General features: G+C 62.0%; 25 protein-coding genes and 1 tRNA gene. 11 read left to right on the forward strand and 15 right to left on the reverse strand.

Annotated features, from left to right (window positions below):
* Positions 1 to 36: 36 nt before the first annotated feature.
* Positions 37 to 414, reverse strand: coding sequence for a ribosome silencing factor (gene rsfS, locus NKI54_RS13660; protein ID WP_023678068.1), 378 nt, complete (start codon positions 412 to 414; stop codon positions 37 to 39).
* A 239-nt stretch (positions 415 to 653) separates the two neighbouring features.
* On the opposite strand from rsfS, the gene NKI54_RS13665 reads away from it, so the two are divergent.
* The gene (locus NKI54_RS13665; RefSeq protein ID WP_023678069.1) at positions 654 to 1,511 is read left to right on the forward strand and encodes a mechanosensitive ion channel family protein; all 858 of its coding nucleotides are present in this window, start codon (positions 654 to 656) and stop codon (positions 1,509 to 1,511) included.
* Between the two features lie 29 nt (positions 1,512 to 1,540).
* Here the strand turns inward: NKI54_RS13665 and NKI54_RS13670 are convergent, their stop codons facing one another.
* The 5 genes from NKI54_RS13670 to obgE form a co-directional block, all read right to left on the reverse strand.
* The gene (locus tag NKI54_RS13670; protein WP_023678070.1) at positions 1,541 to 2,830 is read right to left on the reverse strand and encodes an MFS transporter; all 1,290 of its coding nucleotides are present in this window, start codon (positions 2,828 to 2,830) and stop codon (positions 1,541 to 1,543) included.
* A 74-nt stretch (positions 2,831 to 2,904) separates the two neighbouring features.
* A complete protein-coding gene (locus NKI54_RS13675; protein WP_031212055.1) occupies positions 2,905 to 3,492 on the reverse strand; it encodes a nicotinate-nucleotide adenylyltransferase in 588 nt (195 codons plus the stop codon).
* Between the two features lie 250 nt (positions 3,493 to 3,742).
* Positions 3,743 to 5,029, reverse strand: coding sequence for a glutamate-5-semialdehyde dehydrogenase (locus NKI54_RS13680; protein ID WP_023678072.1), 1,287 nt, complete (start codon positions 5,027 to 5,029; stop codon positions 3,743 to 3,745).
* 13 nt (positions 5,030 to 5,042) lie between these two features.
* On the reverse strand, positions 5,043 to 6,197 hold the full coding sequence (proB, locus tag NKI54_RS13685) for a glutamate 5-kinase (RefSeq protein ID WP_023678073.1): 1,155 nt from the start codon (positions 6,195 to 6,197) through the stop codon (positions 5,043 to 5,045).
* Between the two features lie 2 nt (positions 6,198 to 6,199).
* The gene (gene obgE, locus NKI54_RS13690) at positions 6,200 to 7,231 is read right to left on the reverse strand and encodes a GTPase ObgE (protein WP_352691714.1); all 1,032 of its coding nucleotides are present in this window, start codon (positions 7,229 to 7,231) and stop codon (positions 6,200 to 6,202) included.
* Positions 7,232 to 7,402: 171 nt separating this feature from the next.
* Between obgE and NKI54_RS13695 the strand changes: the two genes are divergently transcribed.
* Positions 7,403 to 8,272, forward strand: coding sequence for an endonuclease/exonuclease/phosphatase family protein (locus NKI54_RS13695; protein ID WP_023678075.1), 870 nt, complete (start codon positions 7,403 to 7,405; stop codon positions 8,270 to 8,272).
* Positions 8,273 to 8,282: 10 nt separating this feature from the next.
* On the opposite strand, the gene NKI54_RS13700 is transcribed toward NKI54_RS13695, so the two are convergent.
* The 3 genes from NKI54_RS13700 to NKI54_RS13710 all read right to left on the reverse strand — a co-directional run bounded on the left by NKI54_RS13700 (position 8,283) and on the right by NKI54_RS13710 (position 10,066).
* Entirely contained in the window at positions 8,283 to 8,870 is a 588-nt protein-coding gene (locus NKI54_RS13700) for a GNAT family N-acetyltransferase (RefSeq protein ID WP_023678076.1), read from the reverse strand.
* 120 nt (positions 8,871 to 8,990) lie between these two features.
* Positions 8,991 to 9,260, reverse strand: coding sequence for a 50S ribosomal protein L27 (gene rpmA, locus NKI54_RS13705; RefSeq protein ID WP_023678077.1), 270 nt, complete (start codon positions 9,258 to 9,260; stop codon positions 8,991 to 8,993).
* Between the two features lie 98 nt (positions 9,261 to 9,358).
* Positions 9,359 to 10,066 carry a 50S ribosomal protein L21 gene (locus NKI54_RS13710; RefSeq protein ID WP_352450883.1) on the reverse strand — a complete coding sequence of 236 codons (708 nt, stop codon included), beginning with the start codon at positions 10,064 to 10,066 and terminating at the stop codon, positions 9,359 to 9,361.
* A 338-nt stretch (positions 10,067 to 10,404) separates the two neighbouring features.
* Here NKI54_RS13710 and NKI54_RS13715 point away from each other — a divergent pair.
* Positions 10,405 to 10,494: transfer RNA gene (locus NKI54_RS13715), tRNA-Ser, on the forward strand.
* Positions 10,495 to 10,706: 212 nt separating this feature from the next.
* Here NKI54_RS13715 and NKI54_RS13720 read toward each other — a convergent pair.
* The 4 genes from NKI54_RS13720 to NKI54_RS13735 all read right to left on the reverse strand — a co-directional run bounded on the left by NKI54_RS13720 (position 10,707) and on the right by NKI54_RS13735 (position 14,113).
* Positions 10,707 to 11,039: a hypothetical protein gene (locus NKI54_RS13720; RefSeq protein ID WP_352634284.1), complete on the reverse strand. Its 333-nt coding sequence runs from the start codon at positions 11,037 to 11,039 to the stop codon at positions 10,707 to 10,709.
* A gap of 284 nt (positions 11,040 to 11,323) precedes the next feature.
* Positions 11,324 to 12,184: a hypothetical protein gene (locus NKI54_RS13725; protein ID WP_502898222.1), complete on the reverse strand. Its 861-nt coding sequence runs from the start codon at positions 12,182 to 12,184 to the stop codon at positions 11,324 to 11,326.
* Between the two features lie 53 nt (positions 12,185 to 12,237).
* A complete protein-coding gene (locus tag NKI54_RS13730; protein ID WP_352590056.1) occupies positions 12,238 to 13,524 on the reverse strand; it encodes a DEAD/DEAH box helicase family protein in 1,287 nt (428 codons plus the stop codon).
* A gap of 436 nt (positions 13,525 to 13,960) precedes the next feature.
* Positions 13,961 to 14,113 (reverse strand): hypothetical protein, encoded by a 153-nt coding sequence (locus tag NKI54_RS13735; protein ID WP_352590059.1) that lies wholly within the window; start codon positions 14,111 to 14,113, stop codon positions 13,961 to 13,963.
* Positions 14,114 to 14,628: 515 nt separating this feature from the next.
* Here NKI54_RS13735 and NKI54_RS13740 point away from each other — a divergent pair.
* The 8 genes from NKI54_RS13740 to NKI54_RS13775 are packed head-to-tail and all read left to right on the forward strand — an operon-like array spanning position 14,629 to position 23,553.
* The gene (locus NKI54_RS13740; RefSeq protein ID WP_352595960.1) at positions 14,629 to 15,642 is read left to right on the forward strand and encodes an ABC transporter substrate-binding protein; all 1,014 of its coding nucleotides are present in this window, start codon (positions 14,629 to 14,631) and stop codon (positions 15,640 to 15,642) included.
* A 29-nt stretch (positions 15,643 to 15,671) separates the two neighbouring features.
* Positions 15,672 to 16,721, forward strand: coding sequence for an ABC transporter substrate-binding protein (locus tag NKI54_RS13745; RefSeq protein WP_352595957.1), 1,050 nt, complete (start codon positions 15,672 to 15,674; stop codon positions 16,719 to 16,721).
* A gap of 46 nt (positions 16,722 to 16,767) precedes the next feature.
* The gene (locus NKI54_RS13750) at positions 16,768 to 17,778 is read left to right on the forward strand and encodes an ABC transporter substrate-binding protein (RefSeq protein WP_352595954.1); all 1,011 of its coding nucleotides are present in this window, start codon (positions 16,768 to 16,770) and stop codon (positions 17,776 to 17,778) included.
* 42 nt (positions 17,779 to 17,820) lie between these two features.
* Positions 17,821 to 18,828, forward strand: coding sequence for an ABC transporter substrate-binding protein (locus NKI54_RS13755; RefSeq protein ID WP_352595952.1), 1,008 nt, complete (start codon positions 17,821 to 17,823; stop codon positions 18,826 to 18,828).
* Positions 18,825 to 19,409: an SCO family protein gene (locus NKI54_RS13760; RefSeq protein ID WP_352595949.1), complete on the forward strand. Its 585-nt coding sequence runs from the start codon at positions 18,825 to 18,827 to the stop codon at positions 19,407 to 19,409. The genes NKI54_RS13755 and NKI54_RS13760 overlap by 4 nt, the downstream gene beginning before the upstream one ends.
* Positions 19,375 to 22,029, forward strand: coding sequence for a GAF domain-containing protein (locus NKI54_RS13765; protein WP_352691717.1), 2,655 nt, complete (start codon positions 19,375 to 19,377; stop codon positions 22,027 to 22,029). Before NKI54_RS13760 ends, NKI54_RS13765 begins: the two co-directional genes overlap by 35 nt.
* Before the next feature lie 14 nt (positions 22,030 to 22,043).
* Positions 22,044 to 22,391, forward strand: coding sequence for a response regulator (locus NKI54_RS13770; RefSeq protein WP_246501742.1), 348 nt, complete (start codon positions 22,044 to 22,046; stop codon positions 22,389 to 22,391).
* A complete protein-coding gene (locus NKI54_RS13775) occupies positions 22,309 to 23,553 on the forward strand; it encodes an adenylate/guanylate cyclase domain-containing protein (protein ID WP_352691721.1) in 1,245 nt (414 codons plus the stop codon). The genes NKI54_RS13770 and NKI54_RS13775 overlap by 83 nt, the downstream gene beginning before the upstream one ends.
* Here NKI54_RS13775 and NKI54_RS13780 read toward each other — a convergent pair.
* Together NKI54_RS13780 and NKI54_RS13785 are read right to left on the reverse strand one after the other, a co-directional pair.
* Positions 23,550 to 24,035 (reverse strand): DUF4062 domain-containing protein, encoded by a 486-nt coding sequence (locus NKI54_RS13780; protein WP_502898223.1) that lies wholly within the window; start codon positions 24,033 to 24,035, stop codon positions 23,550 to 23,552. The two genes, NKI54_RS13775 and NKI54_RS13780, sit on opposite strands and share 4 nt — an antisense overlap.
* Positions 24,036 to 24,258: 223 nt before the next feature.
* A partial coding sequence (locus NKI54_RS13785) for a Crp/Fnr family transcriptional regulator (protein WP_352691723.1) occupies positions 24,259 to 24,608 on the reverse strand: 350 nt, incomplete at its 5' end.

Genomic DNA, 24,608 nt, shown 5'->3' on the forward strand with positions numbered 1-24,608 from the left:
ATGTCGGACGACGACATGCATCAAGACGAATACGGCTCAGTGGAGGGTCTCCTCCTCGAGATCGGGCGCCTGCCACATCTTTTCGAGATTGTAGAAGTCGCGGACCTCGGGACGGAAGACATGGACGATGATGTCGCCCGAATCGATCAGGACCCAGTCGGCGCCAGCCAGCCCCTCGACGCGTGCAGTGCCGAGCCCGGCATCCTTCAGCGCCTTGAGGAGATGATCGGCAACAGCCGAGACATGACGGTGCGATCGGCCCGACGCGACGACCATGTAGTCGCCGAGGCTCGATTTCCCCTGAATGTCGATTGAGACGATGTTTTCGGCCTTGGAGTCTTCCAGACTGGCAAGGACTGTCTTGATGGCGCGGGACACGGCGTCGTTTACGCTGATCCCGGCCGGCGAAGGCACGATGTCGGCCTTCTTCCGCAGTGCTGTTCTCAGTGTATTTCCTTTCGCAGCAAGAACAACCAAATCACCTCTGAAATCAGGTGACACTGCTTAGATAGGCAGAGTTAGGTTGCAGTTTCAAGACACCGCTCGCAAGCAGGCACCCGGCAGCGGCCGAATATCCGGCTTTTCGGGCCAGAAAATCGGAACCGCCTCGCCCCGCAGCGGTTATCGGCTCATCCACGAACCGGAATCCCGACATGCCGATCGATCCCCAGAACGCTCTCCTCACCGTGCAATCCGGCCTGGCGCAACTCAGCACGCTGATCGTCTCCTACTCGCTTTCGGCGGTCGGCGCCGTCATCCTGCTGGTCATCGGCTACATCGTCGCCGGCCTCGCCGAGCGTTCGATCTATGCCGGCCTCGGCCATATCAGCGGCTTCGACGAAACGCTCCGCCATTTCTTCTCGCAGGTCGTCCGCTACGCCATCCTGGGACTGGTCGTAATCATGGTTCTCGGCCAGTTCGGCGTGCAGACGGCTTCGATCATTGCCGCTATCGGTGCCGCCGGCCTGGCCATCGGCCTGGCGCTGCAAGGCACGCTGCAGAACATTGCCGCCGGCATCATGCTCCTGGCGCTGCGGCCGTTCCGCATCGGCGAATATGTCGAAGTCGGCGCGATATCCGGCACCGTCGAGGAGATCGGGCTGTTTGCCACAACGCTGAGGACGGTCGAAGGCGTCTACGTGCTTGCACCCAACTCGACCCTGTGGAACCAGCCGGTCCGCAATTTCACCCGCAACGGTGTGCGCCGCGGCGACATCACGCTCAGCATCGGCTCCTGGAACGACATCGATTTTGCGCAGAAGACCATGCTCGGTGTCGCCGCCGCCGACCGACGCGTCAGGCGGCAGCCGGCGCCGATCGCCTTTGTCGCGACTGTCGGCGACAGCACCGTCGCCATCACCTTGCGCTACTGGACGGCGGCTGCCGATTTCTTCGCCGCCCAGATCGACCTCACCAAGAGCGTCAAGCAGGCGTTCGATGCCGAAGGCCTTTCAATCCCGGCGCCGGCGCCGCAAGTGCCGCAGCCGGAGGCCTCAGCCACGCAGCAATAGAGCATTTGAACCCGGCCGGCAGATGGCCCTCAAAGCTCTCCGCGCCCGCGCTGATCTTCGGGCGCGAAGGCGAGATCGACAGGCAACGGCGCCTGCGCCGTCATTGGCGCGAAACTGCCGGTCTCGGTGGCGGGCACCGGCCGAACCATGACGACGCGCCAGAGAACGAACAGGCAGTAGGCTGTGGCAATGACGATTGCCACATAGATGAAGGCCTGCGTGCCGTAGACGGCGGAAAGTCCGGTCACAATGCCGGGTACGACGAAGCCGGACAGCGACCAGGCAAACAAAAGCGAGCTCGACAACGCCACCATGTCGTCCTTGCCGGCGCGGTCGCCGGCATGGGCGCTGGCAAGCGAATAGATCGATTCCGAGGCGCCGTCCCAGACCACATAGATGACGAGCAGCACCGCCAGCGCGCCGCCGTCGAAACCGAGGGCAAACAGGCCCGCCGCGGCGGCAAGCGCCGACGCCGCGATCAGCACAAAGCGCCGGTCGGTGCGGTCGGAAATCCAGCCGAGCGGAATCTGCAGGATCAGCGTGCCGACCGGCATTGCCGAAAGCAGCAAGGCGACGTCGGCCTGGCTGTAGCCCTTGGCCGTGGCATGGATCGGCGCAAAACCCGAGATCGTCATCGACAGGCCGCCGACGGCAAGCATACCGGCAACGCCGACCGGGGAGATCCGCCAGGCGCGGCCGAGCGCCACGGACGCCGCTTGCGGCGCCGGCGGCTGCGCAAGCCGCGTCAGCCCGACGGGAAGGATCGACAGCGCGGTGAAGGCAATGCCGATCAGCGGCGCGTCGGCCGCGCGGATATCGATCAACGCCAGCGTCGAGTAGCCGACGCCGAGCCCGGCGACGTAGGCAACGTAGAAGATAGCCATGACCCGGCCGCGGATGGCGTTGGCGACGACATCGTTCAGCCAGCTCTGCGCGACAATGAACAGGCCGCATATGGCAAAGCCGTAGAGTGCCCGTGCAGCGATCCATGGCAATGGGTGCGGCCCCGCGCCGACCGCGGCGTTGGACAGCACGATCAGCGCCGACAGCACCATGAACACGCGGGCATGGCCGACACGCCGCACCAGCGGCCCGGTCAGGATGCAGCCGGCGAGGCCGCCAGCCGAAAGGCCGGTGACGATCAGCCCCGCCCATGTCGGATCGAAGCCCTCGGCGCCGAGCCGGACTGGGATATAGGCGAACATCAGCCCATTGCCGACGGCGATCAGCGCCATCGACAAAAGGATGCTGGCAATGGCGATCGACGGCGCCGGCTGCCCTAGACCGTTCTTGTCCTGGTCGCGCTCGAGAATCGTCATGACCGAGGATCGCCCATCAAGCAGGTCAAGGCAGCGGCAAAAGCGACATCACCGGACTTGCCTTCCGCGCCGGTTCAGCCCTTTGCCACCTTGCGGATCGCGCTCGACGACAGCGACGAACGCGGGCCGTGGATGAAGGTCCAGGCCGGCGCCGTCATGCGGGCGAGCCGCGGTGCGTCGCCCTCGTCGACGCGGGCATAGTCGAAGGTCTTGGCGACCACCGACGACAGGAACGACAGCGTCGCGCCTGGCCGGTCGACCACCGCGATCGGGAACGTCATGACGATGCGGCGCCAGCGCTGCCAGCGGTGGAAGTCGCGAAGCGAGTCGGCGCCCATGATCCAGACAAAATCGACGCCCGGGTTACGCGCCTTGACCAGCGCCAGCGTGTCGGCGGTGAAGCGGACGCGGTGGGCCGCCTCGAATGCGGTGACCTTGATCTTCGGGTTCTTCGCGATCTTTTCGGATAGCTGCAGCCGCTCGGCCAGCGGCGCCAGGTCTCCGGCATTCTTGAGCGGATTGCCGGGCGTCACCATCCACCACAGCTGATCGAGCGCAAGGCGTCTGAGTGCGATCTCGGCGACCAGCGCATGGCCGGCATGCGGCGGGTTGAACGAACCGCCGAACAGCCCGACCGCCACGCCTTTCCCGGCATGCGGCATCTTGAGATAGCGGGAGGATATGGCATGTTCGGACAAGGCAAGCATGCGTCAGGCACCCCCCTCTGCCGCGCCGGGCATCTCCCCCTCAAGGGGGGAGATTGTCAGCTTCATCGCAGGCGCAAATCTTGCAACGCCGCCGATTGGCGAAATCAGAAATGACAGCCAATCTCCCCCCTTGAGGGGGAGATGTCCGGCAGGACAGAGGGGGGTGGCTGGGCGCACGCCTCTCAGGCTCGGACTGTGGACGGATTCAAGGCCTCACCTGTCCCGACCCGCGCACGCGATATTTGAACGAGGTCAGTTGCTCGACGCCGACCGGCCCGCGTGCATGCATCTTGCCGGTGGCGATGCCGATCTCGGCGCCCATGCCGAACTCGCCGCCATCGGCAAACTGGGTCGAGGCGTTGTGCAGAAGAATCGCCGAATCGACCTCGTTGAAGAACCGGTCGACCGCTGTGGCGTCCTCGGCGATGATCGCCTCGGTGTGATGCGAGGAAAACGTCTCGATATGCTCGATGGCGCCGCCAATGCCGTCGACCAGCTTCACCGCAATGATGGCATCGAGATACTCGGTCACCCAGTCTGCATCGGTCGCGGGCTGGGCATCGGCATAAAGCCTCAGCGCCTCGGCATCGGCATGGATCTCGCAGCCTGCCGCCCGCAAGGCCTCGAGGATCGGCACCAGGTGCGTGCCGGCGGCGGCACGGTCGACCAGCAGCGTCTCGGCAGCACCGCACACCCCGGTGCGCCGCATCTTGGCATTGACCGCGATCTTGACCGCCATGTCGAGATCAGCCGATCGGTCGATATAGAGATGGCAGATGCCCTCGAGATGCGCGAAGACCGGCACCCGCGCCTCGTTCTGCACACGCTCGACCAGGCTGCGGCCGCCGCGCGGAATGATGACCTCGAGATTGCCGGAAAGTCCTTTCAGCATTTCGCCGACGGCGGCGCGATCGGTAGTCGGCACCAATTGTATGGCATCCTCCGGCAGCCCGGCTGCCTTCAGCCCCTCGACCAGGCAGGCATGGATAGCGGCGGAAGAATTCGCCGAATCCGAGCCGCCGCGCAGGATCACCGGATTGCCCGCCTTGAGGCAGAGCGCGCCGGCATCGGCGGTCACGTTAGGCCGGCTCTCATAGATGACGCCGACGACACCGAGCGGCGTGCGCACCCGTTCGATATGCAACCCGTTCGGCCGGTCCCATGCGGCAATGACATCGCCGACCGGATCGCGTAACCCGGCGATCTCGCTGATACCGTCTGCCATGGCGCGGATGCGGGCGGGATCGAGCTTCAGCCGATCCATCGACGCTGCCGATAGGCCAGCCTCCCTGCCATTTCTGATGTCGATGGCATTGGCGTCGAGGATGTCCTGCTCATGCCGAAGGATCGCCTGAGCCATGCCGAACAGCGCCGCGTGCTTGCGCTCGGCCGCAGCGATGGCCAGCGGGCGGGCCGCGGCACGCGCGCGGCGGCCGATATCGGCCATCAGCGCCACGGTATCATCCCGGGATTTTTCATGCAGCGTCAGCATGGCTCATCCTCCGCTATGTAACCTGGTCACCGACTACTTGCTCGCCACCGGCATGGCTCACCACAAGATCGTCGCGGTGGATCATCGCCGAACGCGCCTCGTAGCCGAGCACGGTTTCGATCTCTGTCGTCCTCAGCCCAGCGATCCTTACGGCATCGGCGGCATCATAGGCAACCAGCCCGCGCGCGATCTCGCGGCCCTCGGGCGACAGGATCGCCACCGTGTCGCCACGCGCAAAATTGCCGCTGACCAGTTTGACCCCGGCCGGCAGCAGCGACTTGCCGGAGAGCAGCGCGCCGATGGCGCCGGCATCGACGGTCAGCCGGCCGGCCGGTTCGAGCTGCCCGGCGATCCAGGTCTTGTAGCCCTTGACCGGATTGGCGCTCGGCCGGAAGAAGGTGGCACGCTCGCCGCGCTCGATTGCCAGCAGCGGCGACAGCCGCGTGCCCGATGTGATGATCATGGCGGTGCCGGCGGCGGTCGCGATCTTGCCGGCGTCGAGCTTGGTGCGCATGCCGCCGCGCGACAATTCCGAAGCAGCGGCACCCGCCATCGCTTCGATGTCGGGGGTGATGCGGTCGACGACCTGAATGAATCGAGCTTGCGGGTCACGCGCCGGCGGTGCCGTGTAGAGCCCGTCAACGTCGGAGAGCAGCACCAAAAGGTCGGCGCCCATCATAGTGGCGACGCGCGCCGCCAGCCGGTCGTTGTCGCCATAGCGGATTTCGGAGGTGGCCACCGTATCGTTCTCGTTGATGACCGGCACCGCCTTCATCTTGAGCAGTGTCGAGATCGTCGCCCGCGCGTTGAGATAGCGGCGGCGCTCTTCGGTGTCGCCGAGCGTCAGCAGGATCTGGCCCGATTTCAAGCCATTCTTGCCGAGCGCATCCGACCAGGCGCCGGCCAGCGCGATTTGCCCGACGGCGGCCGCCGCCTGACTCTCCTCGAGCTTCAGCGCCCGCTTGCCGAGGCCGAGAATGGTGCGGCCAAGTGCAATCGCGCCCGAAGACACGACGAGAATTTCGGCGCCGCCATTGGCCAGCACGGCGATGTCGTCCGCAAGCGAGGCCAGCCAGTCGCGCTTCAGGCCCGTCGTGCGGTCGACAAGCAGCGCCGAGCCGATCTTGACGGCAATGCGCCGATAATTTTTCAGCGATTGCGCGGCCATGGCTATGTGTTCCAGCGCGTCTCGACCGGCGCAGCGACAGCCTCGCGTGCATCGGCCACCACAGCGATCAGCGCGCGCAGCACCGCCTCGATGCCTTCGCCGGTGACTGCCGAAAGCAGCATCGGCGCGCGGCCGGCGGCACGTTTCAGCGAGGCGGTCTTTTTCTTGCGTGCGTCGGCATCGAGTATGTCGACCTGGGAAAGCGCGACGATCTCGACCTTGTCGGTCAGGCCGTTGCCGTAGGCTTCGAGTTCGGCACGCACGGTCTTGTAGGCATTGGCCGGATTTTCTTCCTGCGCCGAGACAAGATGCAGAAGGACACGCGTGCGCTCGACATGGCCAAGGAAGCGGTCGCCGATGCCGACACCTTCATGCGCGCCTTCGATCAGGCCCGGAATATCGGCAATGACGAATTCGCGACCGTCGATGCGGGCCACGCCAAGGCCCGGATGCAGCGTGGTGAAGGGATAGTCGGCGATCTTCGGCTTGGCCGCGGTGACCGCCGCCAGGAAGGTCGACTTGCCGGCGTTGGGCAGCCCGACAAGGCCGGCATCGGCGATCAGCTTCAGCCTGAGCCAGATGTTGAGCTCTTCGCCCGGCAGTCCGGGATTGGCGCGGCGCGGCGCCTGGTTGGTCGAGGTCTTGAAGTGCTGGTTGCCGAAACCGCCATTGCCGCCCTTGGCCAACAGAAAGCGCTGGCCGACGACCGTCAGATCGCAGATCAGCGCCTCATTGTCCTCGGCAAAGACCTGTGTTCCGGCCGGCACTTTCAGCGTTACGTCGGCACCCTTGGCGCCGGTCATGTTGCGGCCCATGCCGTGCGTCCCGGTCTTGGCCTTGAAATGCTGCTGGTAGCGATAGTCGATCAGCGTGTTCAGCCCATCGACCGCCTCGACCCAGACATCGCCGCCGCGACCGCCGTCGCCGCCGTCCGGGCCGCCGAACTCGATGAACTTTTCGCGCCGGAACGACACCGAACCGGCGCCGCCGTCGCCGGAGCGGATGTAGACCTTGGCTTGATCGAGAAATTTCATCGGATTGTATGGTTTCTGCTATTGGCTTTGCGGGATTGCTCTAAACCAAGGCGGGTCGAAGGGCGAGGGCCGTTTTTGCTACTGTACCGTCGCGCGTAGCTCTGGACGCGTAGCATTTGGTTGACCCTTGCCGAAAATCGATCCTCGGCTTTCCAAGCGCGAGATGTCGGAATGAAGCTGGTTACTTACAATATCCACTACGGCGTCGGCCTCGACGCCCGCTATGATGTCGGCCGTATCGCCGATGCCGTGCGCGGCGCCGACGTGATCGCGCTGCAGGAGGTCACCCGCGCCAACCCGAAGAATGGCGGCCGCGACATGGTGGCCGACCTCGGCGAGGCGCTGCCCGACTATTTTGCCGTCTACGGCAGCAATTTCGAAGCCGACGCCGGCTCGCGCCTGGAGAACGGCCGCGCCATCACGACCACCTTCCAGCTCGGCAACATGGTGCTGTCGAGGACGCCGATCCATCTGTCGCGCAATCTCCTTTTGCCGCGCAGCCGCAGTGTCGAGGCGATGAACTTCCAGCGCGGCGCGCTGGAGGCGCTGATCGAAACGCCGCTTGGTCCGATCCGCTTCTATTCCACCCATCTCGACCACCGTAGCCCGGTTGAACGGCTGAGCCAGATCCGCTTTCTGCGCCAGCGTCTGTTGAAATACCCGCTCGAGGGCGGCGGGCTCTCCGGCGTCGCCGAGATCGGCTTGCCGGACCTGCCTTGTCCCGAAGCCTTCGTCGTCATGGGCGACTTCAACATGCTGGCCGGATCGCCGGAACATGTCGAACTCGCCGGCCAGCCTGACCATGAATTCGGCATGCCGGTGACCGCCGACCTCGCCATCGATGCTGCCACCCGCCTCGGCGCTGCCGGCGCCGATCTCGTCACCTGGGTCGACCCCAAGCGGCCGGGCGATACCAGCCGCTACAAGCGCATCGACTACATCTTCACCAGCGCCTCGCTTGCCAAATCGCTGAGGCGCCTGTGGGTCGACCGGCAAGCGGCCGGTTCGGATCACTTGCCGATCTGGCTCGAGATGACGTGAGCCGCATCCATCAAAAATGCACCCAGTTCCGCAGGCTGGTCCAGGTCTTGCGATCGAGGCGGTAGCGCTCGACCGGCACCTGACCGGCAACGATCGAATTCAGCATGCCCTGGCCGGCATACTGGAAGCCGCATTTGTGGATGACCCGGCGCGAGGCCGGATTGATAACCCGCGTCGAGGCGTGCAGCACCTGGATCGTGGTTCTCTGGAAGGCAAGGTCGACCAGTGCGTGCGCTGCCTCCGTCGCGTAGCCGCGTTTCCAGTACGGCTCGCCGATCCAGTAGCCGAGCTCCAGCCCACGATCCGTGGTGTTGAGCCCGGCACAGCCGACGAAGGTCTCGGTGCCGGCCAGCGTCAGCGCATAGGCGATTCCGGCCCGGCGCGATGCCGTCATGGCCAGGAAAGCGCGTGCCTCCGCCTCGCCATAGGGATGCGGCATGCGGGCCAGCATTTCCGCGACATGGCGGTTGTCGGCGAGCGCCACCAATTGCTCGATGTCGCTCTCACGCGGGGCACGCATAACCAGCCGCTCGGTGACCAGGACCGGGCAATCTATCGTGTAACTTTCGTCGTCTGTCGCTTCCGCTTCGGCAACCATATCAAAGTCCTCCAGGCACAAGAAAAAGGGGAGATGGAAACCCATCTCCCCTGATCCATTTCCTGGCTTGGCCAGACACCGGTTCCCGAGATGGGTGCCGGTGTTCTCGTGCGGAACCGGCTACTCCGCTGCCTTCGTCATCGGGTTCACCGATACGTAGGTTCGGCCATTGGCTTTTTTGTTGAAGGTGACTGCGCCAGCTTCGAGCGCAAACAGCGTGTGGTCCGTGCCAATGCCGACATTGGTGCCGGGATGCCACGTCGTGCCACGCTGACGAATGATGATGTTGCCCGGAATCACGGCTTCGCCGCCGAACTTCTTCACGCCGAGCCGCTTGGAATGGGAGTCGCGACCATTGCGCGACGATCCGCCAGCTTTCTTGTGTGCCATCTAACTACTCCGATGCGCCGCGAGGCGCCTAAACGATCTTATGAACGCGTTCGCGTTCCGTTTCAAGTCCGATCCGGCGACGATTGCGCCGGTTCGCTCTACTTCTTCGCCAATTCCTTGGCCTGCTCGCGCCAGTCCTTGATCTGGTCGGCGCTGAACGGCATGTGCTCGTCGATCTTGGCGACGTCCTTGTCGGACAGCTTGGCGATCTGGGCGAAGGTGGTGATGCCCTGTTCGTTGAGCTGGCCGGCGGCGACCGGGCCGATGCCCTTGATCACGGTCAGGTCGTCCGGCTCGCCCTTCGGCGCCTTGAACAACGGCGCGGCGGCTTCGGCAGCCTTGTCCTCGGTCGTCTCGGCCTTGGCTTCCTTCTTCGGCGCAGCCTCTGCCTTCGCTGCTGCCTTCGGCGCGGCTTCAGCCTTCGCCTCGGTCTTGGCTGCAACTTCGGCCTTCGCTTCGGTCTTGGCGGCGGCCTTCTTCGCCGGCTTGGCGCCACCCAGCAGGATTTCGGCAATCCTGACGGTGGTCAAAAGCTGGCGATGGCCGATCTTGCGGCGCGAATTCTGCCGGCGGCGCTTCTTGAAGGCGATGACGGTGCGGTTCTTACCTTGCTCGACGACTTCGGCGGTGACCATCGCACCATCCACGAACGGCGCGCCGAACGTGACGTTTTCGCCTTCGCCATGCGCGAGCACGTTACCTATTTCGACGATGTCGCCGACATTGGCTTCGAGTTTTTCGATCTTCAGGAGATCGTTGGCGGCAACGCGATACTGCTTGCCGCCCGTTTTGATGACTGCGAACATTTTTTGCCTTTCGCTGTTCGGTCGGCCTTGATGAACCGCCTCAGGCGGTTCGGCCGTCTTTTTGTCAGTCTGCGGGTTCAAAAAACAAGCGGCGCGGAAGATCCCTCCACGCCGATTGCGCGCTGTCCCTAGCCGAAGGTTCGGCTTGAGTCAAGGCAAGCGCCGCGGGCAAGCTGCAAACGGGTTGAGCCCAGTCCTTGCAAATATCGAGCAGCGGCTGCCGGAGGCTCGAAGGAAGCACGGACAGAAGCTGCGGCGCCGGGGCAGATTGGCCCTTGTAACCTGCCTGTCCAGCCGTTATCTAGTGCGCCGCGCCGGCAACGGCGGACCATGACCGCGGAGAGGTGGCAGAGTGGTCGAATGCACCGCACTCGAAATGCGGCATGGGTGCAAGCCCATCGGGGGTTCGAATCCCTCCCTCTCCGCCACATTTCACCTCTCAAATCTTCACCTAACTGATTGAATTTACTCGCTAATTCGCCGTTTTGGTTTGCGCCACCGGGCGACTATTTGCACTTTTAGCTCTGGTTTTAGCTCTAGAATCTGCTCTGGTTTCTGGCGGAGAAAGGTCCGCCGGTGGCTCTTGTAGGAGTATGGGCAAACAAATCAAACTCAGGCGGCGCGGTAGGGGCGGCACGCTCTATGTCGTCCGCGATGTCACGGCGCGCAGGTTGGGTGCAAAGCCACCGGCTTCATGTGCTGGCGTGAGGCAGACGGCATGCCCTTGTGGTCGGTCGATATCAGGTTGAGTTGATGCCTGCTGAGGTGGAAAGTTGACGACCAATTCACTAGCTTCCGGCATAACCAAAGGATCGAGCACAGATGTGGGGTGGCCTTCGAATTTTATTCGATATTGCACCGTGGTTTGTGCTGGCTCTGATTTTTGCAGTTGTGGTCGTAACGATTGTTCGCCGCATGCGCCATTGAAGGGCGGGCGGTAGCGGGCGCGGTCGATTACCGGGGCGATAGGCATTCGCGGACGCCGGAGGCTCCAGCCAGCAGCGTTTCAAGGTTAAGTGCAGATTTCGGGACAATTTCTCAGCCCGAAGGTGAGGTCGGTGAGGTCTGGTTCCCTTACGCAAGTGACGCGAAAAAAACTCGTTGTCCGGAGAGACGGTGAGAACCAGCTACCCAACACATGATGATTTTTTTGGGTGACTATGCCCGACAGAAGCAGACCTCACCGACCTCACTCACCAGCCTCGATGGGCACCTCGTAGAAGCACCACCGGGCACCGTCCTTCTGCCGTTTACCCTTCACAAGTTCGACCCAAATCGTTTCATCCGTTCCCGATTTCGTGAGGGTGTAGGTGTCGAGAATTGCCAATGTAGCGAGCAACGGCCCTCTCGTCTCACGTCTCCGAACACGTCATCGATCTTGAGACATCCATACTGGAGGGCTCCGTTGTCGTAGGCGATGTTATCTGCTGCCGCCTTCACGTCCTTCAGCAGCTTGCGCAGAGCCGGGTCGTCAAAGATTTCCACTGCCTTATCCTTGGCCGCCTCTCGCGCCTTGCGCTGCTCCAGCTCCGGCGCGTCCTGGCCCACGCGGGCTGCAAGCGCATCCGGGTCGACGGCATCGAGTAGGCGCCCTGCCAAACCCGCGAGATCGACGCCGCCCGTCACTTTTGTGATTGCCGCGCGATCCTTGTCGCCGATCCTTTGGTCAAGAGCGGCCAGACGGGCCGCAAGGGTTGCGAAGGCGTAATCGTCCCGCCGTCCGGCGGCGATCTCGTCGATCAGCCGATCGAATCCTATGACCCGGTCACGATCGAGAGGTTGCGATACCGTCTTGAGGCTTTCGGAAACGCCAACCGCGTCGACCAGTACGAAACGCGTCTTTGCTTCGGCGTCCGGAGTGACCTCGCGCAGTTTCTCCGGCGATATCGTGCGGGCGCCACGTCCTTTCATCTGCTCGAAATAAAGCTCCGAACGGACATCTCGAAGGAAGATCAGCGCCTCGATCGGCTTGACGTCCGTTCCTGTCGCGATCATGTCGACGGTGACGGCGATGCGCGGGTTGTAGTCGTTGCGGAAGGCGCGGATCAGCTGTTCGGGATCGGCGCCGTCAGTCTTGTAGGTGATCTTCCTCGCGAAGTCGTTTCCCTTGCCGAACACCTCCCGGACCAGCCCAACAATCTCCTCGGCGTGGTGGTCGTCCTTGGCAAATATCAGAGTTTTCGGAACCTCGTGACGGCCGGGGAATAGTTCGGTGAAGAGTGTGTCACGAAAGGATTCGAGAACCGTGCGGATCTGGTTCGGGACCAGGACAGTCCGGTCGATCTGGTCCGGCGTGTATGCGAAATCTTCCGACAGGGTCTCGTAGCGTTCGGCTCGCGTTCGCTTATCGCGTAGCCTGCCTTCACGGTCGACCCGCGTTCACCGATTTCCGTCCGGATGCGGAAGATTTCGAAGCCGACATTGACGCCGTCGACCACCGACCGCTCATAGGGATACTGAGCCACGAGGTTCTTGTTGAAGAAGCCGAGCGTGTGAAGCGAGGGAGTGGCGGTGAGACCGACCGTGAAGGCATCGAAGTATTCGAGCACTTGCCGCCACGTGCCATAGATTGACCGGTGGCATTCGTCGGTGATGACCAGATCGAAGCTCTCGATCGGTATCAAGGGATTGTAGCTGATCAGGCGCTCGGTCGCCGGGCCAGACTGCTCGAAGGACGAAATCTCTTCGGCCTCTTCCGCAAGCTCCTTGCCGGTCAGCACTGAGTAGATGCGCTGAATAGTCGCGACCACTACCTGTGAATCCTTGTCCAGCCCCGCCGCGCCGAGCTTCTGGACGTTGTAGATCTCCGAGAATGATCTGCCTGTTCCCGGCGGGCGGTAAGCGAGAAACTCGTCCCGGGTCTGGCGGACCAGGTTCGCGCGGTCCGCCAGGAATAGGATGCGCCGGAAGCCGGCACGCGCCAGCAGCCGATAGCTCAGCGTGCAGGCAGTGAATGTCTTCCCGGCCCCCGTCGCCATCTGAACGAGCGCTCGCCGTTTGTTCGCCGCCAGCGACTGCTCAAGTGCAGTTACGGCGTCTACTTGACAGGTGCGCAAGCCAGTTGGATCGACCGGTGGCATTGACTGCAGCCGGGCACGAAGCGTCGCGGAATCCTTGATCCAGCGGTCAAGGGTCTCCGGACGGTGAAACGAAAAGACGATACGTGATGTGGAATCCGGATCGGCGTGGTCCCGGAAAAGCGTTTCCGAGGAGGAGGCAACATACTCGAAACGTACCTGTCCATCCGACCGCACCAGATGGCTTGGCGCGCCCGCCATGTACCGTGCCGCCTGCTCGGCGAAACCTGAAAGCGTCGATCCTTCCGGCTTGGCTTCCACGACGCCGCACAGGATTCGTCCGACAAACAGGGCATAGTCGACGGGACCGGTAGCGGTCTGGAATTCCCGGACAGCGACGCCAACGCCCGCTCCCAGGTTCATCTCGTCGCGAGTCTGCACCACCCATCCGCACAGCAACAGGCGCCGATCAATCTGGGATCGCGCCCTGTCTTCCGGATGAAATGCCCCCTCGTTCATTCGCGCACACTATGATGTGCAACCCTTCGGCGAAAGCCCGTTAGACGTTCGAAATGTTTCAACTGACTGTCTCACGGCGACTCTTCTACCGTGCGGGACTTAACAATCAGCTTTGCCGGCCAGCGGCTTTCCCTTCAGTCAAGCGTCCTGTTCTCGACGCAAAGGCAGGTTTAGCGGTTAGCTCAGGCCTCGAAGATTTCACCCCTACACAGACTTTGTTGGCGGACGGCTCAATTGCGCCGATAGTGTTGAAAAGTCCGCCACCGAGGCCGTAGGGCTGCGCGGATAGAATTTCGTTCCGCAAATGAATTGCCTGTGAATCTTGATTCCAGCAGTACGCCCAGCGAGAAATGCCTTTCTACTTCAGAGGTATGCCCTCCGGAGCACCAGACTTTTTCAACAAAATCCGCCAGGAGCGGTCATTGCCGAGCAGATACTCTAAGGTCGCGTTCTGGTCGAAATGGGCCGAGAGCAGACCGGCAGCTTCGCCGCGATATTCAACAGCGGACATTCAGGTTGGTGTGGGCATCGTCGTGACCTGACCCAAAGCCGCCCTTCATGAGCCCATTTCGCTGCCCGATAGCTGACATTCACCGCGACCAGCATTCCTGACCCTTTCGGGACCTTCCGAGGCCGATTTTCCTTCCCGGAACCAGACGTTAAGCGCAACCAGTACTGATGACCCTGTGCAGACCTTTGCGTCGATGACTCGGCCCGGCCGCAGTAAACTCGAAGTGGCCATTCTGAACCGCGCAAACAGTCTCCCTGACAGCGAGGTGCTGGCGGGACGTTTGGCGGAGTAAGTTTTGCGCTCGCAACCAACGCAAATTGGGCGTACCGTGGCATATCGTCGGTTGCTAATACTGGGCCGGCGACTGAGAGCGCAAGACTCCCGCATCAAGACTCTGGGCGCGCTCGTAATTCGCTGTGTTCGGCGCGCTCACAAGACTGTCTGTCACTGCCGGAACCTCTTTTGCTCGGTTCCGGCCAGAATTGCCATTTGCGATTCGGAAGAGGAGCGTTCGGATGCAGATCATGCAAACCCGCCGCCGATTCCTGGCCGGCGCTGCAGCGGTAAGCGCTGCCGGTATTGTCGGTCTTCCGGAGTCGCTTCACGCGGAACCGCCGCTGGAAACGACCACGGTTCGGCTGCCGCGGTGGGTTGGTGGTTCCTACTGCTGGGCCGGCGCGTACATCGCCGGAGAACTGATGCGCGCAGATGGCTTCACCGACGTTCGCTACGTAGAAGCCGACAGAAGCGTCGACCAATCGGAGTGGATCGCACGCGGTGAGACGGATTTCTCGGTCAACTTTCCGCCGAACCAAATCGCGTCGATCGATGCCGGCGTGCCGATCAAGGTGCTAACCGGGTTGCACTCGGGATGCCTCGAACTGATCGCCAAGGAGAGCATCCGCAGCGTCACGGATCTGCGGGGCAAGAGGGTGGGCGTTGATGGTTTCAACAACTCGCGACACGTGTGGCTGTCCCTCATGTCCGGCTATGTCGGGCTCGATCCCGTCAACGATATCCAGTGGGTCTTGACTGAGGGCGTCAAGCCCACGGAACTCTTCGTCCAAGGGAAGATCGACGCATTCCTCGGCACGCCGCCCCAGCCGCAGGAGCTGCGCGCCAAGAAGATCGGCCACACCATCCTCAACAATGCCGTCGACCGCCCATGGTCACAGTATTTCTGCTGCATGATCTCCGCGACGTCGGACTACGTGAATAGGTACCCGGTGGCGACCAAGCGGGTCTTGCGATCCATCCTCAAGGCCGCTGACCTCTGCGTGTCGAATCCGCAGCGGGTGGCTCGGCAGATGGTCGATCGCGATTTCGTCCCATCGTATGACTACGCGCTCCAAACGCTGAAGGATATCCGGTACGACCGGTGGCGGGAATTCGATCCTGAAGACTCCCTGCGGTTCTACACACTCCGCATGCAGGAGACGGGCATGATCAAATCGAGCCCGCAACAGATCATCGCCGACGGAACGGACTGGCGCTTCCTCGACGAGTTGAAGCGTGAGCTGAAAACCTGATCCCATTTGTCTCAAGGGGAGACGTGGACATGGAAATCATCCAGAGCCGCCGGCGCTTCCTGGCCGGCCTTTCGGCAGCCGGCGCCGCGAGCCTAGTCGGGGTCCAGCAATCGCTCCCCTCAGAGCCACCGCCGGAAACGACTAGCGTCCGCAGGCGAGCCGCTGCGGAGCCACCGCCTGAGACGACGCGGATCCGGCTCGTCCGGATTCCCAGCATCTGTCAGGCCCCCCAGTATGTAGCCGAAGAACTGCTGCGCAGCGAAGGGTTCACTGAGGTGCACTACCTCCAAAAAGAGGGGACCGCAGACATCGCGCCGGCCCTCGCCTCTGGTGAAGCCGACCTCAGTGCGCATTTCGCCGCCCCGCTCCTTCTCAGCCTGGAAGCGGGGGATCCCATCGTCATCCTGGCAGGACTCCACGTCGGCTGCTTTGAGCTGTTCGGCACCGATCGCATCCAGTCGATCCGCGACCTCAAGGGGAAGACCGTGGCCGTGCCAGCGCTAGATTCCAGCCGATACGTCTTTCTCGCCGCTATGACGGCTTATGTGGGCCTGGACCTCCATAAGGACATACACTTCGTCACGCATCCGGGACCCGAGTCCATCCGGCTCCTAAGTGAGGGGAAGATCGATGCCTACCTAGGCTTTCCCCCCGAACCGCAGGAGATGCGGGAGCGGCAGATCGGCCATGTGGTGATTAGCAGCACCGTGGACCGGCCCTGGTCGCAATACTTCTGCTGCATGCTGGCTGGGAACCGGGAGTTCGTCCGCACGTATCCGGTGGCCACCAAACGCGCCCTCCGCGCCATCTTGAAAGCGGCGGATTTCTGCGCCAGCGAGCCGGAGCAGTCCGCGCAGTACTTGGTGGAGCAGGGCTATACTAGGCGCTATGACCATGCCCTCCAGGTCATAAAGGGGCTCCCCTACGGTTGGCGTGGGTATAGCGCTGAGGACACCCTGCGCTTCTACGCCTTGCGCCTCCACGAGGTCGGGATGCTCAAGAGCACCCCCCAGAAGCTCTTGGCCCAAGGCACCGACTGGCGCTTCTTCAGCGAACTGAAGGAGGAGTTGAAGACGTAGGCAATCGCCATCATGCCGTGCGCCCTATCGAGGGAAGGAGTGGCTTATGCAGATCATCCAGAACCGCCGCCGTTTCCTAGCCGGCGCTGCGTCAGCCGGCGCCGCGGGCCTTATCGGCACCTCTACGCAAGCCTGGGCTGAGCCGCTGCCGGAGACCACCTCGGTCCGCCTGCCGCGGTACATCGGCGGCGCCTATTGCTGGGCGGGCCTGTACCTCGCCGGAGAGATGCTGCGCGCCGAGGGATTCACCGATGTCCGCTATGTGCAAGGTGACAAGAAGGTTGATCATTCCGCGTGGATCGCAAACGGCGAGACGGATTTCAGTGTGAACTATGTGCCGATTCATCTGGCGTCGATCGATGCAGGAGTGCCGATCAGGGTACTAAGCGGACTGCACTCCGGGTGCCTCGAACTGATCGCCAACGACAGCGTCAAAGGCGTCTCGGACCTGCGTGGAAAGCGGGTTGGGGTCTTTACGCTTGATTCGCCGCAACACGTGTTGGTTTCTCTGATGGCCGCCTATGTTGGGCTCGATCCCGTCAACGACATCGAATGGGTCATCGAAGAGCACAATTTTGCGGAAGGCTTCGTCGAAGGAAAGTACGATGCAGTGCTCGGCCAACCGCCCCGCACGCAGGAACTTCGCTCCAGGAAAGTAGGCCACACAATCCTCAACTCGACCACCGACCCGCCGTGGTCGCAGCACTTCTGCTGCATGATTTCCGCGACTGCGGATTATGTAGACAGATACCCGGCGGCGACAAAGCGCGTCCTGCGGTCCATCCTCAAGGGCGCCGACCTCTGTGTCTCAGATCCGTCATGGACTGCAGGGCAGCTGGTCGATCGAGGTTTCGTCCCCAGCTACGAACTCGCGCTGCAAACGCTTGGCGACCTCCGGTACGACAGATGGCGGGATTTCGATGCCGAAGCCTCGATGCGCTTCTACGCGCTGCGCATGTACGAAACGGGCATGATCAAGTCGAGCCCGCAAGAGATAATCGCCACCGGAACGGATTGGCGCTTTCTCTATCAACTAAAGCAGGAGTTGAAGACGTAGGCAATCGCCGAACGTCGTGTCCCATCAGGGAAGGAAAGGCTTATGCAGATCATCCAGAACCGCCGCCGTTTCCTCACAGGCCTGTCCGCGCTCGCAGGTGTGGGTCTTGCAAAGGGCCGCAACGCGGCCGCCGCCGAAGCGGCACCTGAAACCACAATCGCCCGCTTTGCGGCGGCGCCCGGTATCTGCATTGCTCCGCAGTACGTCGCCGAGGATCTGATCCGCGCAGAGGGGTTCTCAGATTTCGGCTTCGTGGCCGCCGAAGCTGGTATCGCCCAGACCGAGATGCTGGCGCGCGGCGACATCGACTTCGGCATTGACTTTGCCACGGCCCTAATCATTCCAGTCGACACTGGCGCCCCGATCAAGGTGATCTCCGGAGTGCATGTCGGCTGCTACGAGTTGTTCGGACGCGAGGACATCAAGAGCATCGCGGATCTCAAGGGCCGCAAAGTCGGCGTCGGCGGCAATCTATCGTCGGATCCGCATATCTTCGTCAGTGCCATGGCGACCTATGTCGGCCTCGATCCGCAACGCGACATCGAATGGATCGTCGGCGAGGCAAAGCCGGCGGAGCTCTTCGCCGAGGGCAAGGTCGACGCCTTCCTGGCTTTTCCGCCTGAGGCTCAAGACCTCCGCGCCCGCAAAGTCGGCCACGTCATCCTCGACAGTTCCAAGGACCGGCCGTGGTCGCAATATTACTGCTGCATGCTGGCGGTCAACGCTGCGTATGCCGAGAAAAATCCAGCTGCCACCAAGCGCGTCATCCGGGCCATCATCAAATCGGCCGACATCTGCGCGGCCGAACCGGAACGGGTGGCACGCCTCCTGGTGGATGGCGGACACACCGAACAATACGACTACGCCGTGCAGTCGCTCCGCGAGCTCCCATACTCTGATTGGCGCGACTTCGATCCCGAGGACACGATGAGGTTCTTCTCGCTGCGGCTGCATGAAGCCGGGATTGTCAAGTCGAACCCAAACGAGATCATCGCGAACGGCACGGATTGGCGCTTTTTCAACGAGGTCAAGCGCGAGATGAAAACGTGAGCGAGTGGGCGGCGCGCATCTTGCTGCTGGCGCTGATGGCCGGGCCGGCACACGCGCACGACGCGCCGCACGACGAGCGCCTGCCGACGATCGGACAGGCGCCGGACTTTACCTTGGTATCGCAGGACGGTGTGCGTGTGTCGCTGCACGACTTTCGCGGCAAGGTGGTCGCCGTTTCATTCATCTATACGTACTGTACCGACGTCTGCCCCATGCTGACCGCCCATATGGCCAGCGTGCAGGAAAAGTTGGGTAGTGCATTCGGACCGAAAATCGCCTTCGTTTCGATCACCGTCGACCCGGAGCGCGACACGCCCGATGTTTTGAAGGAATATGCGCAGAATTTTGGCGCCGATCTGAAGGGCTGGTCGTTTCTTACCGGTGATCCGGCGATTGTCCATGAGGTTGGACGGAAATACGGGGTCATCGCGAAGAAGGCGGCGAACGGAGATGTCGACCATACCTTGTTGACGTCGCTCGTGGACCCCGGTGGCATCTTGCGAGTACAGTATCTTGGTGTCCGGTTCGACCTGGAGGAGTTCCGGGATGACCTTCTCAGCCTCTTGGACGAATCCAAATAGCATAACGAACCGGCTCGTTGGCTGGGTTGCCCGGCTGCCGGCGCGCGTCCAGACCAAGCTCTTGATCGCGTTCCTGTCGATTGTCGGCCTGCTGATCGTCCTCGGGGCCGTCGGGTTGCAGGTGCTGAGTGGGGTCAATGATCAAACAAACGAGCTGATCAAGTTGCAGCGCCGGATAGCAGCCTATCGCCAGGTCCAGCACGATACGACCACCCAGCTCTACGGCATCTCCACCGCCCTTTTGCTTCAGGACGACCGGATGCTGGATGCGGCGCTGCGCCAGCTCAACCAGTTCGGCTACGACCTCGACCGCATGGAGTTCGTAGCCAAAGCCGAGGTGGAAGTGCTTGGCCAGGTCAGGGAAGAGTACGAACGGCTGACGGCCGGGGTGACGCACGTGGCAGAGCTCGTCCGCGCCGGCCGCACTGAGGAGGCGCGCAAGGTTCAGCTTGATGAAATCATACCGTCGGCTGATAGCCTCGAGCGGCTGACAAACCAGCTGGTCAACATGGCCGAGGCCGACATGGTAGTGGCCATCGAAACGACCGAGGGTGCGTACGGCACGTCCAGACTGATCGTGGTCTCGTTTGCGGTGGGCAGTATCCTGCTGGCGTTGGGGCTCGGCTACATCATCTCCTGGTCGTTGATCGAACCGGTCAAGAAGATCGAGACGCGTCTCAGCCAGATAGCGGCCGGCGACTTCGCCCAACAGGTTGCCGTCGCCAATCGCGACGAACTTGGAGTGCTCGCCGCTAACGTCAACCAAACCTCCGACCAGCTGGGGCGCCTGTATCAGGAGATTGAGACGCGCACCCAGCAGCTCGACGAAGCCCTTCAGCAGCAGACAGCCACCGCAGACGTTCTGAAGGTCATCAGCCGCTCTACCTTCGATCTGCAGGTCGTGCTCGATACGTTGGTGGAATCGGCTGTCAGGCTCTGCCGTGCCGACAAGGGTGGTATCGTGCAGTTGCTGGATGGCATATTCCGCTATGTGTCGACGCATGGCTACCCGCCCAGTTTCCGTGCTTATGTCGACGCCAATCCACTTCCCGCGCTCGCCGCAGGCCGAGGCTCCGCCGTAGGGCGCGTAATCGAAGAACGGCGGATCGTGCAAATCGAAGACGTGACCGCTGATCCGGACTACCGCGTTGCCTTGATCGCTGAGGCAGGCGGATTCCGCACCGTCCTCGCTGCCCCGCTGTCGCGGGAAGGTGATCTCGTTGGCGTATTCGTCATGACGAGGGTTGAGCCGCAACCTTTCAATCTCAAGGAGATCGCGCTCGTCGAGACATTTGCCGACCAGGCGGTGATCGCCATCGAGAATGCGCGGCTCTTCGAGGCGGTGCAGTCACGGACGCGCGAGCTTGCCGCGTCTGTTGGTGAGCTCGAGGCGCTTGGTGAAGTGAGCAAGGCGGTCAATTCGACGCTGGATCTCGACACGGTGCTGAAAACGATCGTCGCCAAAGCGGTCCAGTTGTCGGAGACGGATGCTGGCACCATCTACGTGTTCAGCAGCACGCGGCAGCAATTCCGTCCGCGCGCAAACTTCGGTATGAGCGATGAGCTTATAGCCGCAGTCTCACACCAGACGATCGGGCTGGCCGACATGGGGATCGGCGACGCACCCGAGCGCTGCATGCCGGTGCAGTTTCCCGACCTCAGCGAGGAGGCCTCATCCTTCCTTGTAAGAAAGACGATCGTCGAAGCCGGATATCGCGGTATCCTGATCGTTCCGCTGCTGAGGCCCAACAAGATCGTCGGTGCACTGGTCGTCAGGCGCTACAAGCCAGGTGCCTTCCATGAGCAAGTTGTCCACCTGCTGGAGACCTTCGCAGCCCAATCGGTGCTCGCGATCCAGAATGCCAAGCTGTTCCGTGAGATCGAGGAGAAAAGCCGGGAGCTGGAGGCAGCTAGCCGCCACAAGTCCCAGTTCCTCGCGAATATGAGCCACGAACTCAGGACACCGCTCAATTCGGTCTTGGGTTTCACAGAGCTGCTGGTCGACGGCATCTACGGCGAACTCCCGGACAAGGCAAAGACGACCGTCGCGCGCGTGCAGGCAAACGGTCGTCACCTCCTCGGGCTCATCAACGACGTACTCGACCTTTCCAAGATCGAAGCCGGCCAGCTCACACTGGCGATCGAGGACTACTCCGTCGCGCAGATTGTTCGATCGACAGTTACGGCTGTAGAGCCGCTGGCACGAGCGAAGGGTCTTGAGCTTTCAACGACTGTTGCCGAGAACCTTCCAATCGGCCGCGGGGACGAACGCCGTTTGACGCAGGTCCTGCTCAATCTTGCAGGCAACGCCGTCAAGTTCACCGAAACGGGTGCGGTCGACATTCTTGCCGATGCGGTCGACGGGCACTTCGAGATGACCGTCCGAGACACCGGTCCCGGCATCGCGTCCAAGGACCAGGCTCTCATCTTCGAAGAATTCCAGCAGGTCGACAACAGCAGTACCAGGCAGAAGGGCGGTACGGGTCTTGGCCTGGCGATCTCGAAGCGCATCGTCGAAATGCATGGCGGAACCATAGACGTCGAGTCCGTGATCGGGTCAGGGTCGACATTCCGTCTCAAGGTACCAATCCGGGTGAATGAGGACGTGAGGGCCGCATGAGCAAACGAATCCTGATGGTGGAAGACACCGAGGACAACCGCCAGATCATCCGCGATCTCATTGCTACCACCGAATACGAACTGATCGAGGCGGCGGACGGCGCCGCCGGCATCGCTGCAGCCGGAGCGCACAGGCCAGACCTGATCCTTATGGACATTCAGCTCCCGGTGATCGACGGGTATGAAGCGGCCCGCCGCATCAAGGCCGACCCGGCGCTCCGGCACATTCCGATTATCGCCGTCACCTCCTACGCGTTGTCGGGCGACGAGGCGAAAGCCCTTGCTGCTGGGTGCGATGGTTACATTGCCAAGCCCTTCAGTCCGCGCCAGCTGCTTTCCGAGATTCGCGGGTTCCTTTCTTGAGGGAGGCAGCGCTTTGCACGATCCGCCTCGCATTCTCGCGGTCGACGATACTCCGGAAAACCTCGAGATCCTGCGCATGCGCCTCGAGGCGAATGGCTACGAAGTTGCAACCGCCGCCGATGGGGAAGAGGGGCTTGCGAAAGCCCGCGAACTCACGCCGGATCTGATCCTGCTCGACATCATGATGCCGAAGCTCGACGGCATCAGTGTGGTACGCATGCTCAAGCACGATCAATCGCTGCGGTCGATCCCCGTTATTCTGGTCACCGCGAAAGCCGACACGCGCGACGTGGTCGATGGGCTGGACGCCGGTGGCGACGACTATCTGACAAAGCCCTTCGAGCACAGGGCGCTGTTAGCGCGGGTGCGCTCGATGCTGCGTCAGAAGGCGCTTCACGACACTGTCGCGAGCCAAGCCAAACGCCTTGAGGACCAAGCCGCGCAACTTTCCGACTGGAACCGCTCGCTCGAGCAAACCGTGGCCGACCAGGTGACGGAGCTCGAGCGAATGGCGCGGCTTAGGCGGTTCCTGCCCGAACAGGTCGCCGACCTCATCGTTGCGGCGGGCAATGGAGATGCGCTCTTGCAGAGCCACCGTCGCGAGGTGACCGTTGTCTTTTGCGATTTGCGCGGCTTTACTGCCTTCGCAGAGACCGCCGAACCCGAAGAAGTCATGACCGTTCTTGCCGAGTATCATTCCTGTCTTGGTGAACAAATTGTCCGCCACGAGGGGACTCTCGAGCGGTTCGTGGGCGACGGTATCGTCGTGGTTTTCAACGATCCACTGGCATGCGCCGACCACAGCGAGAGAGCTGTCTCAATGGCTGCTGCAATGCGCGACGCGATTGACGAGCATTCAGAGCGATGGCGCAAGCGCGACTATTTGCTTGGCTTTGGGATCGGCATTGCCAGGGGCCACGCAACCATCGGGCGCATCGGTTTTGATCAGCGCTCGGACTATGCCGTCATCGGCACTGTGTCGAACCATGCCGCCCGATTGTGCGAGGAGGCCAAATCGCGCCAGATTCTTGTTAGCCAACGGGTCCTCGGCGCTGTCGAGTCGCTGGTCGAATCCGTTCTTGTTGGCGAACTGACGCTGAAGGGTTTTCGCCGCCCGATGCCTGCCTATGAAATCGTGCGGTGGATCGGTCGGCCAAGCTAGAAGGGCGGGCCGCCGCTCAGACCACGGTCATAACGTCTAATAGCCATCGCAACCTTACCCGCCAAATCGTCCTTGTTGCGCCAATATTTAACGAGCTTCTTTTCATACAGCTTTCGGAATCTCTCGAGTTTGGCCTTTTTCTCGAACTCGACCTTTTCCGCGGCCCACGTCTTGCGAGCACCGCCTTCGAGCAAAAACGCCACGGTAGGCACGCCTTGGGCGACGGTGTACTCGTACTCCATCTGGGTGTAGCTCTTACCCTTCAACTCTGAGCCGTACCGCTCCGCTACGATGAGTACGTAGTAGTCGCTGTCATCGATGCGCCGCTTAATGTAATCCCATTGAGTGTCGTCGCTGGCTTGGAATGCCTCCATCCCCACAGGAATATGCCCGAGGGTTAAGAACGGCCTCGATGACCGACCGTCTTTCGTCCACCAAATCGGCATAGGTCGAGCTGACGAAGATTTGGTATTAACGTCCATGCGGCTTCACCCTTCGATCCGCCCTTGTAAGTCTGCAAGCAGGCTGGGGATAACGTTCCGTGCCCGCATCAAGAAGCCGAGTCATGATTCTTGCAAGGGGTGAAGCGATCAAAGCCCGACCCGCGCGCTGGCACGCTAGGTTGCCCGGTTTGCCGGAAGGAATAATCACTTGCGGCGAGGAGTATGAAACGTGCGGTGCCCCCCGCCGCAGCGACAGCCTTCGCTATTCCTTCTTGTCGACCAGCGCCCGTAGTGCCGAGACGTCATGCAGCAATAACCTGCTGCCGCGCTTTTCGATCAGGCCTCTCTTGGCGAGGTCGCTCATTTCGCGCGAGACCGCTTCCCTGTGCGTGCTCATCGTTGCCGCCAGCTCGGAATGCGTCGGTGCCGGGCTTATGGACACCTCGCCGTCCGCGAGTGCGGCTTTCTCCGCCCGATGCAGGAGCTCGACGATCAGCCGTTTTCGCACGACCAGAGTGCTGTATTCGAATACCCGCTCGGTCATGCGCCGGAGCTGGGCAGACAGATGCTCAAGCAGCATCCAGGCAAAAGTCGGGTGGGTCATCACGATAT

Source organism: Mesorhizobium sp. M0663 (assembly GCF_040320585.1).
In the GTDB taxonomy this organism is placed as follows: domain Bacteria; phylum Pseudomonadota; class Alphaproteobacteria; order Rhizobiales; family Rhizobiaceae; genus Mesorhizobium.